The organism is Williamsia sp. 1138 (assembly GCF_002095435.2).
Taxonomy (GTDB): domain Bacteria; phylum Actinomycetota; class Actinomycetes; order Mycobacteriales; family Mycobacteriaceae; genus Williamsia.
Window position 1 is genome coordinate 69,597 of record NZ_MJEJ02000050.1, and the last position, 13,241, is coordinate 82,837.

Genomic DNA, 13,241 nt, shown 5'->3' on the forward strand with positions numbered 1-13,241 from the left:
GGACCGCACGAAAACGGGTGGTGGAGGGTCGATCAGCGGGTCGAGATCGTCGTTCCCAGGCCGGTTTCCATCCGCCCGGAGACGATCTGCAGGCCGTGGTGAGTACCTGCCGTGAGCCAGGACGTCAACGTCGGGCCGTCCGAGAGCACCGTCACCCGGGCATACCGGGCCTTCCCGGTGAGTTTCGATCCCGCGATGGCCAGCCCACCGGCAGCCGGCTGCGCGAAGCCGATCCCGCCCTTGATCGGAAACGCGGGGCCGCGACCGTCGGACTGGGTCTGGACGGCCCATTCCGGACCGCTCGCGCCGGCGCCTGCGAGAACGTCCCCGGTGAACGTGGCCATCACTTTGGGCAGTTGCCAGTGCTCGCGGCCACCGTGCACCGAGGCAGCGGAGTCGACGGCGATGAAAGGTACCGAGATGCGCGGAAGCGCACCCAGCCCGCCGCCGGGCCGCCGCAACACGGGGCTGGCGAGGATCTCGCGATACGGGCCGACCGGCGAATCGAGGTAGTCGACGACCATACCCAGTGTGATGCCGATAGTGGACTCGGAGTCCCCGGCGGACTGGGCACCGATGTCTCTTGCGGCCTGGGTGCTGCGGTGCCACCAGATGGTGGCACGCACATTCGCGGGCCAGGGTGGCGGCGCGCTGACCGGCACCTCGCCGGGGTCGACGTCGGATTCGGCCACACTCCACATCAGCAGGCTCCCTTCACGGATTCGGACTCGCGGTCGCGGACGAACAGCGGAAGCCGCAGGGCCCCCGGCGCGCGCTCTGGCACAACAGGTGACACCGGCTGCACCGGCGAGATCCGCTGGTATTCGGTACCCAGCTCGGGACGCTCGTCGATCTCCCCCTTGTTGGGCCAGAAAGCGATGGCGCGTTCGGCCTGCGCGGTGATCGTCAGTGACGGGTTCACGCCGAGGTTGGCACTGACCGCCGACCCATCGACCACGTGCAGTCCGGGATGACCGAACATCCGGTGGTAGGGATCGACGACGCCTTCGCCCGGGTTCGCGCCGATTACGCAACCACCGATGAAATGCGCGGTCATCGGGATGTTCACGATTTCCGCCATCGATCCACCGGGGTCTCCCCCGATCTTGTCGGCCAGCAACCGGATCGCCTCGTGGCCCTGCGGTATCCATTCCGGTGGCGGATCGCCTGCGCCCGCCCGGCTGGTCAGTTGCCTGCCGAAAATACCGCGCTTGGAACCCAGTTCGAGAGAGTTGTCGTCGGTTTGCATCACCAGGGCGATCACGGTCTTCTCCGACCAGTGCCGTACAGACAGACTCCGGACGAAAGCTCCGGGATGGCGGAGTGCCACACCCACGGTCTTCAGGATGCGGGGAACCTTGCCCCCACCGTCGGACAACACGGTCTGCAGCAGCCCGATGGCGTTGCTGCCCTTGCCGTAGCGGACCGGTTCGATGTGCGTGTGGTCGTCGGGATGGAACGACGACGTGATCGCCACACCCTCGGTGTAGTCGGTCTTGCGGTCGCGAGCCGTCGCGGCCAGGACCGCCTCGGAATTGGTGCGCACCACCGACCCCAGCTGGTCGGACAGATGCGGGAGCTGTTCGGTCTCCTTCATCGCGAGCAGCAGCTTCTGCGTGCCGTAGGTGCCTGCGGCGAAGATGACCTGCCCCGCGAAAATGCTCTTCTCGCGGCGCCGGATCTTCGCGCCCGTACGACGGGTGACGATCTCGTAGTCATCGCCCACAGGACGTACCGCCGTCACCGTCGTCAGCGGCAGCACCGTGACCCCGGCCTCTTCTGCCAGATGAAGGTAATTCTTGACCAGGGTGTTCTTCGCACCCACCCGGCACCCGGTCATGCACGAACCGCACTCGGTGCACGCGGTCCGTTCCGGTCCGGCTCCCCCGAAGAACGGATCCGGTACCTGCTCACCGGGATTGCCGAACAGGACCCCGACCGGCGTCGTGGTGAACGTCGAGCCGACCCCCATGTCGTCGGCGACTGAACGCATCACCTTGTCCGCCGGGGTCACGCTCGGATTGTCCACCACACCGAGCATTCGCCGAGCCTGGTCGTAGTACGGCGTGAGTTCGTCCTGCCAGTCGGTGATGTGCCCCCACTGCGGGTCCTCGAAGAACCTGGCGGGCGGCTTGTACAGCGTATTGGCGTAGTTCAGGGAACCGCCGCCGACGCCGGCGCCGGCCATCACGAGCACATCGGGGAGCAGGTGAATCCGTTGCACACCATAACAACCCATCCAGGGTGCCCAGAGATACTTGCGGAGTCGCCAACTCGTCTTGGGCAGTTCGTCGTCTGCGAATCGGCGGCCTGCCTCCAGTACCGCGACCTTGTAGCCCTTCTCGGCCAGTCGCAGCGCGGCCACCGATCCACCGAACCCTGAGCCGACGATCACCACGTCATAGTCGTTCATGCGGACTCGCTTTCCTGTGGGCGGCGCGCAGGCAGATCTGCACCACCGGGTGTGTCGTTCGTGTCGAGTTCGTAGTCACCGAGATCGGCGGAGCGCAGCAACTGCCGGAATCCCCAGGTGAACGTCGGCCACATCACCGAGTTTCTGCCGTTCTTGTCGAAGTACCAGCTCGAGCAACCACCGGAGTTCCAGACCGTACCGTCGAGCCCCTCGTCGATCGCCGAGTTGTAGAAGTCCTGGGAACGCTGATTCACGTTGACACTGACCAAGTTCCGGTCAGCCATCTGTTCTAGTGCGGAGCTGATGTAGTTGGCCTGCGACTCGAGCATGTACACGATCGAACTGTGTCCGAGGTTGGTGTTCGGACCGTACATCAGAAAGAGGTTCGGAAACCCGTGGACCGTGGTTCCCCGGTACGCGTTGGGGCTACCGTCCCAGATGTCAGCGAGACTACGACCATCGGTGCCGTGGAGCACCTTCGCGACCGGTGGTTCCGTGGCGGTGAAACCGGTTCCGAAGATCACCGCGTCCACCTTGTGCTCGACGCCCGACGAGTCGACCACACCGTCGGCTGTCACTGCGGACACCCCGTGGTCGACGAGGCTCACGTCCGGACGCGCCAGTGTAGGTAACCAGGTGTTGCTCAGCAGCATCCGCTTGCAGCCGATGGTGAACTTCGGCGTCAACTTCTTGCGCAGCACAGGGTCTTTCACTTGTTTGCGCAACTGGGTCTTCGCCAGCAGTTTGAACAACGGAAGCAAGAACGTGAACTTCGCCAACGCGACGACGTACGCCTCGCGATACAGGTACAGACCCCCGCGAGCGATCTTCTGGGCAGGGGGCAACGTTCGGTAGAGAGCACGCTCGAGCTTGCCGACCGGCCGATCGAGCCTTGGGATGATCCATGCCGGCGTGCGCTGCAATACCGTCAGATGTGCTGCAGGCTCGGCTAATTCGGGAACGAACTGGATTGCCGAGGCGCCGGTGCCGACTACGGCGATGCGCTTTCCGGTCGGATCGAAACTGTGATCCCAGGTGGCGCTGTGGAACATCGTGCCGGTGAAGTCGCCGATGCCGGGTACATTCGGCAGGCTCGGATTCGACAGCGTTCCGGTGGCTGCCACGAGCACCTTCGCGGAGACCACTCCGCGCGAGGTCTCCACGACCCAACGCGCGAGCTGCGGATCCCAGCGTCCGCTCAGCAGCTCGCAATCGAACAGTGTGCGCTCGCGAAACCCGAAGTCGTCGGCGACCGACCGCAGGTATCTGAAGATCTCCGGTTGGCGCGCATAGTTGTTCGACCAGTCCGGACTGGGCGCGAACGAGAACGAGTAGAGGTTGCTCGGCACGTCGCAGGCGGCACCGGGGTAGGTGTTGTCGCGCCAGGTCCCACCGACGTCGCCCGCCCGTTCGATGAGGATCATGTCCGCGTTGCGGTTACCTTTCAAGATCCTGTGCGCGGCGGCCAATCCGGCGAAGCCGGTGCCGACGATCAGGGTGTCCACGTGTGTGGGCAACGCTGCGAGCGGCGCCCTGTCGGTCTTGATAGCGGTCATTTGGTTGTCACCATGGCCTCCCATATCGGTACCAGGCGTTTGCGGAGCTCCTGGTCGGACTTGTCGTTGCGGAACAGCGCCGAGACGGCGAGTCCGCGCGCCAGTTCGACGCTGATCTCTATTGCCTCGGGTGTCATGCGGTCGCCGAAGATCACGGCGCCACCGGTGTTGATGGCCTCGTTGACCCGCGCCTCGAGGGGCAGAACCGCTGCATGCAGCGCAGGGTCGGTGCGGGCGGCGATCCACAGTTCGAGTGCGGCGTAGAACAGGGGCCCGGAGAACGCGTCGAGGAACACCTCCACGCTCGCGTCCTGTCCGGCGGCGTGAGCCTCCAGCAATTCGGCCAACCGCTGCTCGACGAGGTGCTCGACCGCCGCCACCACCAGCGACTCCTTGGTCGGGAAGTGATGGAGTTGGGCACCCCGGGACACACCGGCACGGCGGGAGATCTCCTGCGTGCTGGTACCGGAATAGCCCTTGTCGACGAGGCACGAGATGGCCGCATCGAGCAGGCGCGCACGCATCTGCGCCGTGCGCTCGGCCTGCGTACGGGTCGGCGCTCTGGCCGCATCCGTCTCATGGGTTGTTGCTGTGTTGGTCGCCACACCAAGGAGGCTAGCGGAGAATTAAGAAACAGTCCAGTCTGTTTGTAAGTTCCCCCGCGGGCTGCCCGGACATGCCCCCGAACGCCGACAAACCCAGCAGCCCCGGCTGCTGGGTTTGCCCCGCTCTGTGTGGGTTCTGTACTACGAACTACCTGGCCAGCACACCTTTGGCCACGTGAGTGGTCTGGATTTCGTTACTGCCGGCGTAGATCATCAGGGACTTCGCATCCCGGGCCAGTTGTTCGACCCGATACTCGGTCATGTAGCCATTACCCCCGAACAACTGGATCGCCTCCATGGCGACATCGGTGGCTGCCCGGGAGGAATAGAGCTTCATCGCCGAGGCCTCTGCCAGGTCCAGAGGCTTGCCCGACTGTGCACGCTCCAGCGCGTGGAACACCATGTTCTGGACGTTGAAGCGGGCGACCTCCATCTCTGCCAATTTGAGCTGGATCAGCTGGAGCTCTGAGATCGGCTTACCCCACAGCATGCGCTGCTTGGCGTAGTCGACGCACAAGCGCTGGCATTCGTTGATGATGCCGAGCGACAGCGAGGCGATGCCCACGCGCTCGAGCACGAATCCGGCCTTCGCGCCGTCACCGCCGCCTTTCGCACCGACCTCTTCTGTTTCGCCGAGGAGACGGTCTTTGTCGAGTTTGACGTTGTCGAAGAAGAGCTCTCCGGTCGGCGAGGACATGATGCCCATCTTCTTGAACGGCTTGCCCTGCGCCAGGCCTTCCATGCCCTTGTCGAGTACGAACGTGAGCACCTTGCGACGACGCCGGTCGACACTCGCATCACCGTCGTCGAGCTTGGCGAAGACGACAATCGTGTCGGCGAACGGTCCGTTGGTGATGAAGGTCTTCTGCCCGTTGAGGATGTAGTTCTCACCGTCTCGCTTGACGGTCGTCTTCATGCCGCCCAACGCATCTGAGCCCGAGTCCGGTTCGGTGATCGCCCACGCTCCCACCTTGTTCATGGTGACCAGGTCCGGAAGCCAGCGCTTCTTCTGCGCCAAGGTGCCCTTGGACCGGATCGTCGAGGGCGTCAGCCCGAGGCTCACCCCCATCGAGGCGACGATGCCCAAGCTCACGCCGGCCAGCTCGATGTTGAGGATCGAGCCCATCGATGTCATACCCGCCCCTGGCGAGGGCTTCTTGGGCTCGGCCTCTCCGCGGGCCACGGCCTCGTCGTGGGCGAACTCCTTCTCCAGGGAATCGGTGGCCATGGCGTCGACACCGAAGGTCTTGAGCAGATTCCGGATGATGTCGTACGGCGGTAGCGCGCCCGTCTCGAGTTCATCGACGTGCGGACGGATCTCTTTGTCGATGAACCCGCGTACCGCGTCGCGCACCATCAGGTCTTCTTCGGACCACTCGAACATGCAGTTTCCCCTAGCGTCAGCGATCGTGCTTTCTGCCAATACTAGAATCTGAAATCATTTTCAGGAACAGGTTTCAGATATTGGTCGAGCCCAACTGGAGCCGCCATCGCCCACCTCGGCGTTCGAGATCGATCACCCCGGCAGGGGCGACCTCGACGCCCCAGAAACTCATCCCCGTGGCCGCTGCGACGAGGCCCTGTGCAGTTCCGGACGCGACCACCGCACCGACATCGACGGTCCAAGCGGTCTCCAGCCAGGCACTCAGGCGCGCGAGAAACGCCGTGATGCTCTCGCCACCGTGAGGATTCGCGCCGGGATCGCCGAACCACTCCCCCAGGTCCAGTGGATCGATCTCGTCCGGTGCGAGACCTGTCCATCGCCCCAGATCCAGTGATTTCAGGGCGTCGTCGATGACTCCGTCCGCACCGATCTCGGCGGCTGTTTCGGTCGCCGATCGATCCGGTGCGATACGGACTGTGTCCGGAAACGACAAACGCAGCCGCGCGCACTCTGCGCGACCGCGTTTGTCGAGTGGATCGTCGTGCGCACCGAACCGCAGTGCCGCATTGGGCCCGGTGCGGGCCGCGGTGATCAATCGTAGTTTCAGCGAACGCTTCCCTGAGGTGTTCCGACGGTCTGCTCGCGGGCGGCGCGCTTGCCGATCCAGGTGAGCGACAGCGCGAACCCGAGCCCCAGGACACCCCAGAGAATCGCCTGGTTGACGATCGAGTAGTACCGGAAGTCGCCGACGAGATCAGCCGGGAAGCCGGGGAACACGATGGTGTTGCCGTCCAGCAGCGGTCCGGGTACCTCGTCGAAACTCGGTAGCAGCGCGATGCTGATACCGACCGCGATGAAGTAGGCAACCCCACCGGCGAGCGCCGAGAGCAGACCACCGATTCGCGGCGCGAGCCAGAAGGCGAGCACGGTCGCCGCGATGAGGAATGCCACGGACAGCAGCACGATCGTCAGGTAGGCCCCGCTGCGCGCACCGATGGTGTCGTCGCTGCCGACAGCGGGAGGGTTGGCCGGGTATGCACTGAACGGGACCAGGTACACCGCCACGAATCCCCCGACGGCGAGAAGCCCGGCGACGACGCGAGGATCGACCAGAGGGTAGCGACGGCCGACGTACGACCAGAGAACGGTGAAGACGACCGCGAAGAACGCGCCGATGATCAGGCCGAAGACGACGGTGCCCGTACTGGCACCCCAGTTCTGCTGAACGGCCCTGCTGAACACCTCGCCGTGCTCATGACCGGCGTCCCCACCGGCCAGTTCCAGTTCGGCGTGGCCACGGCCCTCTTCGTAACCGATGGCCCGTTCGACCAGCGGCTCGATGTAGATGCGTGCGAAAACGAACGCGAGAATTCCGGCGACCAGGCCCGAGAGCAGGCCTGCGCCGATGAACTTCTTTTCCATGTACTTCAGTTCCTCAGCGGCTGCGGTGGCTCAGTGGCAGGGGAAGCCGAGGAAATGGCGGGCGTCGTGGATGTACTCGTGAACGTGGGTGTCACTGCCGAAAACGGACACCGCCCCTTGGTCGAAGCCGAGGAAATAGTAGGCGAGAGCAGCAACCAGCGTGGTGGCGGTCAGCCACAGCGCGGCGTTGATCGCGGACACGTCGGGCACCGCTATAGCCAGGGCCGGCTTTGCCGAAAGGGACTGCGCCATTGACGAACTGGACATTGGTATCTCCTCTCGCGGGATTACGCGTCCCGCGTCATGCGTGTGTGTGTCACCAAGTGCCGGAGCCCTGACTCGCCCACCGGGCAGAGCCCGACGGAACTCACAGTGGCGCGACCGTTCCGGATTCACACCGGATTTCCCGTTCACCTGGTCCGCAGTGACTGTATTCCGCTGCGTTTTACCCGGTCAACTGCAGGGAAGATCCAGACCACCGACGATGTCCGACCTCTCGTGGATCATGGAGCAATGGCCGCCCGCAAGTCCTCCCCCTCAGCCCCCGCCGGGCTCGAGCCGCAGCAGGTCATGGGCCGCTTTGCCGCGCCCACCCGGGCGTGGTTCACCTCGGCGTTCCCCGAACCGACCTCGGCGCAGCTCGGAGCGTGGAACGCCATCTCCGCCGGCGAGAACACGCTGGTGGTGGCGCCGACCGGCTCAGGCAAGACGCTGTCGGCATTCCTGTGGGCACTCGATCAGCTGTCGCGGCCGGAGTCCGAGGCGTCGACCACCGTCACCCGGGTTCTGTATGTCTCACCGCTCAAGGCACTGGCCGTGGATGTCGAGCGGAACCTGCGTGCCCCGCTGATCGGCCTGACCCGGGCAGCGCAGCAGATCGACCAGCCGATCGCGGACATCACCGTCGGCGTGCGCTCCGGCGACACCCCGGCCGCGCAGCGCAGACAACTCCTGCGCAAGCCGCCCGACATCCTGATCACCACGCCCGAGTCGCTGTTCCTCATGCTCACCTCGGCAGCGCGGGAGACGCTGGAGAACGTCGAGACGGTGATCGTGGACGAAGTGCATGCCGTGGCCGGCACGAAACGCGGCACCCACCTGGCGTTGTCCCTCGAACGTCTCGACACACTGCTCGACAAACCGGCTCAGCGCATCGGACTGTCGGCAACCGTGCGTCCGCCCGAGCGAATCGCCGGCTTCCTCTCGGGGAGCAGGCCGTGCACTGTGGTCCAACCGCCCGCCGCCAAGACCTTCGACCTGTCGGTCAACGTCCCGGTCGCCGACATGACCAACATCCCGGTGATCGCGGGCAGCGAAGAGATCGACGACGAGGCGTCGGCGCCCGCGGCCGGCTCCTTGTGGCCGTATGTCGAGAGTTCGATCGTCGATCTCATCGAGAAGAACCGGTCGACCATCGTGTTCACCAACTCGCGTCGGCTCTCCGAACAGCTCACGGCCCGCCTCAACGAGGTGCACGCCACCCGCCTCGGCGGGCCCACCGACTCTGCGCCCAACCCCGCGGTTCCCGGCGGGGCCCCGGCGCACATGCTCGGCAGTGGTATCAGCTCCGGAGCCGAACCGCTCCTGGCCCGCGCCCACCACGGCTCGGTGAGCAAAGAGGTCAGGGGGCAGATCGAGGACGAGCTCAAGTCCGGCCGCCTGCGCTGCGTGGTGGCCACCAGCAGCCTCGAACTCGGTATCGACATGGGCGCGGTCGATCTGGTGATCCAGGTCGAGGCGCCCCCCTCGGTGGCGAGCGGCCTGCAGCGGATCGGGCGCGCCGGCCACCAGGTCGGCGAGATCAGCCAGGGCGTGCTGTTTCCCAAGCACCGCGGAGATCTGCTGCGGTGCGCGGTACTCGTCGAGCGGATGACCGACGGACTGATCGAGGAACTCACCGTTCCCGCCAATCCGCTGGACGTACTCGCGCAGCAAACCGTCGCCGCGTGCGCCACCGGAACGATCGACGTCGACGACTGGTACCAGACCGTCCGCCGCAGTGCGCCGTACGCCACTCTGGCGCGACCGGTCTTCGATGCAACTCTCGACCTGTTGTCCGGGCGTTATCCGTCCGACGAGTTCGCCGAACTGCGGCCACGCATCGTCTGGGACCGCGCTCAGGGGACGCTCACCGGTAGGCCGGGCGCCCAGCGACTTGCGGTCACCTCCGGTGGCGCGATTCCCGACCGAGGCCTGTTCGCGGTGTACATGGTCGGCGAGAAACAGACGCGGGTAGGCGAACTCGACGAAGAGATGGTCTACGAGTCCCGTGTCGGAGATGTCTTCGCGCTCGGCGCCACCAGCTGGCGTATCGAAGACATCACCCACGATCGAGTGCTCGTGACGCCGGCGTTCGGGCAGGCCGGACGACTTCCCTTCTGGCACGGCGACAGCATCGGCCGGCCGGCAGAACTCGGCGAGGCCATCGGCAAGTTCGTCGGCGAATTGTCCAAGCCCGGCAAGCTCGGTGCACACGCAGAGCGGCTGGGGCTCAACGAGTTCGCCCGCGACAACCTCGCTCAACTGGTCTCCGAGCAACAGGCCGCCACCGGCCACCTCCCCACCGATCGCACGCTTCTCGTCGAGAGGTTCCGCGACGAACTCGGCGACTGGCGGGTGATCCTGCACTCCCCCTACGGTTTACGTGTTCACGCGCCATGGGCGAGCGCGGTGGCCGCTCGCCTGCAGCAGGACTACGGCATCGACGGTGCCGTCTCGGCTGCCGACGACGGCATCATCGTGCGTCTCCCCGACACCGATGATCAACCGCCCGGGGCTGCGCTCTTCCACTTCGATCCCGACGAGATCGAGCAGATCGTCACCGAACAGCTCGGTGGTTCGGCGATGTTTGCCTCACGCTTCCGTGAATGCGCCGCCCGCGCGCTGCTGCTGCCGCGCCGCAATCCCGGCAAGCGCGCCCCGTTGTGGCAACAGCGTCAGCGCAGCGCGCAGTTGCTCGACGTGGCGCGAAAGTTCCCGCAGTTCCCCATCATCCTCGAGGCGTTCCGCGAGTGTCTGCAGGATGTCTACGATCTCCCCGCGCTCGTCGGCATGCTCACGAAAGTCGCCGATCGACGACTGCGGGTCATCGAGATCGAGACCGAGACACCGTCGCCGATGGCCTCGTCGCTGCTGTTCGGCTACGTCGGCGCGTTCATGTACGCCGACGACGCACCACTCGCCGAACGCCGCGCCGCGACCCTTTCGCTCGACACCGCGTTGCTCGCACAACTGCTGGGTCGAGTGGATCTGCGAGAGTTACTCGACCAGAACGTCATCGCCGACACCGAGGCCAAACTCCAGCGCCTGCACCCCGACCGCCAGGCCCGCGACATCGAGGGCATCGCGGATCTGTTGCGATGGCTCGGACCACTCAGTGAATCCGACGTCGCCGCGCGGTTCACCGGTGATGAACCCCTCCCGTTGCTCGCCCAACTCGTGTCGGCCGGCCGAGCGATCGAGGTGCCCCGCGGGGGCTCCCTGTTGTTCGCCGCCGCAGAGGATGCGGGCAGGCTCCGCGACGGGCTCGGCATCCCTCCCCCGCAGGGACTTCCGATGGCGTTCCTCGAACCCGTCGACGACCCGCTGGGCGATCTGATCGGACGCTACGCCCGTACGCACGGACCGTTCGTGGCCGCCGACGCAGCCACTGCGCTCGGCCTCGGTGTCGCAGTGGTACGCGACACCCTCGTCCGGCTCGCCAGTTCGCGGCGGGTCGTCGAGGGAGACTTCCGGCCCGAACCGGAGGGCACCCTGCGCAGCAGTGAACAGTGGTGCAACACAGAGGTTCTCTCCGGGCTCCGGCGAGCCTCACTGGCGGCGAGTCGAGCCGAGGTGGCGCCCGTCAGCCACGAGACCTACGCGCGGTTCGTCACCGGCTGGCAGCACGTCACCCGGCAGTCGCGGCTGCGGGGTATCGACGGCGTGTCAGCGGTCATCGATCAGCTCGCCGGTGTTCCCATACCGGCGTCTGCGTGGGAGTCCCTGGTCTTACCTGCTCGCGTCGCCGACTACCGACCCGACATGCTCGACGAACTGACCGCCGGTGGCGAAGTCCTGTGGGCCGGGCACGGGAGACTATCCGGTTCCGACGGGTGGATCAGCCTGCATCCGGCCGATCTCGCCGAGGACAGCCTGCCGACCCCCGCCGAGATCGACATGGGTGAGCTGCATCAGCGGGTACTCGACCATCTGGCCCCCGGCGGCGCGTTCTTCTTCCGGCAGTTGAGTGAGTCGATGGCCGTCGGTGGTGTCACCCCGCTCGGCTCAGAGCTCGAGATGGTGCTGTGGGATCTCGCGTGGGCCGGGCTGATCAGCAACGATACGTTCACCCCTGTGCGCTCGCTACTGGGCCCGGGCCGTAAACCCGGTGCGGTCCGAAGCGCGCCGGCGCACCGCGGTCGGCGACGTTTCGCCCGGACCCCACGCACAGCGCCGCAATCGATGACCGGACGTTGGTTCGTGTTGCCGGCACCGATCTCGGATCCCACCCTCGCGGTCGCGGCGCAATGTACGGCGCTTCTCGACCGGTACGGCGTCGTCACCAAGGGCGCTGTGATGACGGAGGGCATCGTCGGTGGCTTCTCTCGGGTGTACAAGGCCCTCACCGGGTTCGAGGACAGCGGGAAGGTGCGGCGCGGCTATTACATTGACGGATTGGGCGGCGCGCAATTCGCCGCGACCACCACGGTCGACAGACTCCGCGACGAGGTCGAGACGATAGGACAGACGGCCATCGCGCTGGCGGCGACCGATCCCGCCAACCCGTACGGCTCCGCCCTCGCATGGCCGCAGCAGTCGGAGGGACATCGGCCCGGCCGCAAACCTGGCGCCTTGGTGGTGCTGGTGGACGGTCATCTCGTGCTGTTCGTCGAGCGAGGCGGTAAGACGGTGCTGACGTTCAGTACCGATTCCGACCAACTGGCGGCGGCCACGACCGCGCTTGCTCGCGTGGTCACCAGAGGTCAGGTGGACCGGTTGTACGTCGAGCGCGTCGACGGCGAACCCGTCCTGACCGGCGCCCTGGCCGAGCACCTGCGAGAGAGCGGCTTCGACCCGACGCCCCGCGGTTTGCGGTTACGCAGAACCGGATGAGCATCGCTTCATCCCCGAGACAAGACAGCCATGTGGCGTCGGCCCGAGCCGCGGCGTCCTAGGCTGTACCCGGGCCCGGGGTTCACATACGCAAAGGAACATTCATGACGCAACAGGCATCGACTACTGCGGCGGCAACGCTCAGTTCGGAGTTGCCCGCCTGGCAGCAGGCGCGCCGTTTGCGAATCATCAAGGCTGCCAACGCTGCTCTCAAGGAGCAGGAGTACGAGCAGATCCAGATCCGCGATGTCGCGCAGGATGCTGGCGTGGCGCTCGGCACGCTCTACCGGTATTTCTCGTCGAAAGAGCATCTCTACGCCGCGGTATTGCTCGACTGGGCGGCACCGGCCTATGCGCGTTCCGGCGAAGACCTGTCCGAGCATCAGATCCGCGCGAAGATGAACGCCGTCATCTCCTCGTTCGAGCGCAGGCAGCACTTCTTCCAGGTGCACGTGATCCTGCAGTCGAGCGCGGACACCAACGCGAAGGCATTGCTCGGCCAATTCTTCACGGTGTGCCAGAACACGCTTGCCGACGACTTCGCGCGACTCGGCCCCGGCGCAGCAGAAGACGCGGCCATCATGCTGTGGTCCATCATTAACACCGCCCTGACCTCGGCGGTCTATCACGACGGAACGATGGAGGACGTCCACCGGCTCTGCAACCGCTTCATGGACTTCATCTTCGGACCCGCAGAACTGGCACCGGTTGAAAACTAGATCCCAGTTCTAGTATGTTTGCGGACGTCCTTCTTATCCGGTAGTTGA

General features: G+C 65.5%; 10 protein-coding genes and 1 riboswitch. Of the genes, 2 read left to right on the forward strand and 8 right to left on the reverse strand.

Going from position 1 to position 13,241, the window contains the following annotated elements:
• Positions 1 to 32: 32 nt before the first annotated feature.
• The 8 genes from BH683_RS21245 to BH683_RS21280 all read right to left on the reverse strand — a co-directional run bounded on the left by BH683_RS21245 (position 33) and on the right by BH683_RS21280 (position 7,647).
• The gene (locus tag BH683_RS21245; RefSeq protein ID WP_084838277.1) at positions 33 to 701 is read right to left on the reverse strand and encodes a hypothetical protein; all 669 of its coding nucleotides are present in this window, start codon (positions 699 to 701) and stop codon (positions 33 to 35) included.
• Positions 701 to 2,413, reverse strand: coding sequence for a GMC family oxidoreductase (locus BH683_RS21250; RefSeq protein WP_084838278.1), 1,713 nt, complete (start codon positions 2,411 to 2,413; stop codon positions 701 to 703). The genes BH683_RS21245 and BH683_RS21250 overlap by 1 nt, the downstream gene beginning before the upstream one ends.
• A complete protein-coding gene (locus tag BH683_RS21255) occupies positions 2,410 to 3,969 on the reverse strand; it encodes an NAD(P)/FAD-dependent oxidoreductase (RefSeq protein ID WP_084838279.1) in 1,560 nt (519 codons plus the stop codon). The genes BH683_RS21250 and BH683_RS21255 overlap by 4 nt, the downstream gene beginning before the upstream one ends.
• The gene (locus BH683_RS21260) at positions 3,966 to 4,493 is read right to left on the reverse strand and encodes a TetR/AcrR family transcriptional regulator (RefSeq protein ID WP_084838280.1); all 528 of its coding nucleotides are present in this window, start codon (positions 4,491 to 4,493) and stop codon (positions 3,966 to 3,968) included. Before BH683_RS21260 ends, BH683_RS21255 begins: the two co-directional genes overlap by 4 nt.
• Positions 4,494 to 4,722: 229 nt before the next feature.
• Positions 4,723 to 5,958 carry an acyl-CoA dehydrogenase family protein gene (locus BH683_RS21265; RefSeq protein ID WP_084838281.1) on the reverse strand — a complete coding sequence of 412 codons (1,236 nt, stop codon included), beginning with the start codon at positions 5,956 to 5,958 and terminating at the stop codon, positions 4,723 to 4,725.
• A 73-nt stretch (positions 5,959 to 6,031) separates the two neighbouring features.
• On the reverse strand, positions 6,032 to 6,553 hold the full coding sequence (locus tag BH683_RS21270) for a histidine phosphatase family protein (protein ID WP_168187092.1): 522 nt from the start codon (positions 6,551 to 6,553) through the stop codon (positions 6,032 to 6,034).
• Positions 6,554 to 6,561: 8 nt separating this feature from the next.
• A complete protein-coding gene (locus BH683_RS21275; RefSeq protein WP_084838283.1) occupies positions 6,562 to 7,380 on the reverse strand; it encodes a CbtA family protein in 819 nt (272 codons plus the stop codon).
• 30 nt (positions 7,381 to 7,410) lie between these two features.
• The gene (locus BH683_RS21280) at positions 7,411 to 7,647 is read right to left on the reverse strand and encodes a CbtB-domain containing protein (RefSeq protein ID WP_240498445.1); all 237 of its coding nucleotides are present in this window, start codon (positions 7,645 to 7,647) and stop codon (positions 7,411 to 7,413) included.
• A 39-nt stretch (positions 7,648 to 7,686) separates the two neighbouring features.
• A riboswitch (cobalamin riboswitch) is annotated at positions 7,687 to 7,828 on the reverse strand.
• Between the two features lie 65 nt (positions 7,829 to 7,893).
• Between BH683_RS21280 and BH683_RS21285 the strand changes: the two genes are divergently transcribed.
• Positions 7,894 to 12,474 (forward strand): ATP-dependent helicase, encoded by a 4,581-nt coding sequence (locus BH683_RS21285; RefSeq protein WP_084838285.1) that lies wholly within the window; start codon positions 7,894 to 7,896, stop codon positions 12,472 to 12,474.
• Between the two features lie 104 nt (positions 12,475 to 12,578).
• Positions 12,579 to 13,193, forward strand: coding sequence for a TetR/AcrR family transcriptional regulator (locus BH683_RS21290; protein WP_084838286.1), 615 nt, complete (start codon positions 12,579 to 12,581; stop codon positions 13,191 to 13,193).
• Positions 13,194 to 13,241: the final 48 nt, after the last annotated feature.

What these genes read in the sequence shown, in the direction of transcription:
- BH683_RS21245 (WP_084838277.1), bottom strand. Translation starts at nt 701, where the DNA reads ATGTGGAGTGTGGCCGAATCCGACGTCGACCCCGGCGAGGTGCCGGTC.
- BH683_RS21250 (WP_084838278.1), bottom strand. Translation starts at nt 2,413, where the DNA reads ATGAACGACTATGACGTGGTGATCGTCGGCTCAGGGTTCGGTGGATCG.
- BH683_RS21255 (WP_084838279.1), bottom strand. Translation starts at nt 3,969, where the DNA reads ATGACCGCTATCAAGACCGACAGGGCGCCGCTCGCAGCGTTGCCCACA.
- BH683_RS21260 (WP_084838280.1), bottom strand. Translation starts at nt 4,493, where the DNA reads ATGCGTGCGCGCCTGCTCGATGCGGCCATCTCGTGCCTCGTCGACAAG.
- BH683_RS21265 (WP_084838281.1), bottom strand. Translation starts at nt 5,958, where the DNA reads ATGTTCGAGTGGTCCGAAGAAGACCTGATGGTGCGCGACGCGGTACGC.
- BH683_RS21275 (WP_084838283.1), bottom strand. Translation starts at nt 7,380, where the DNA reads ATGGAAAAGAAGTTCATCGGCGCAGGCCTGCTCTCGGGCCTGGTCGCC.
- BH683_RS21280 (WP_240498445.1), bottom strand. Translation starts at nt 7,647, where the DNA reads ATGTCCAGTTCGTCAATGGCGCAGTCCCTTTCGGCAAAGCCGGCCCTG.
- BH683_RS21285 (WP_084838285.1), top strand. Translation starts at nt 7,894, where the DNA reads ATGGCCGCCCGCAAGTCCTCCCCCTCAGCCCCCGCCGGGCTCGAGCCG.
- BH683_RS21290 (WP_084838286.1), top strand. Translation starts at nt 12,579, where the DNA reads ATGACGCAACAGGCATCGACTACTGCGGCGGCAACGCTCAGTTCGGAG.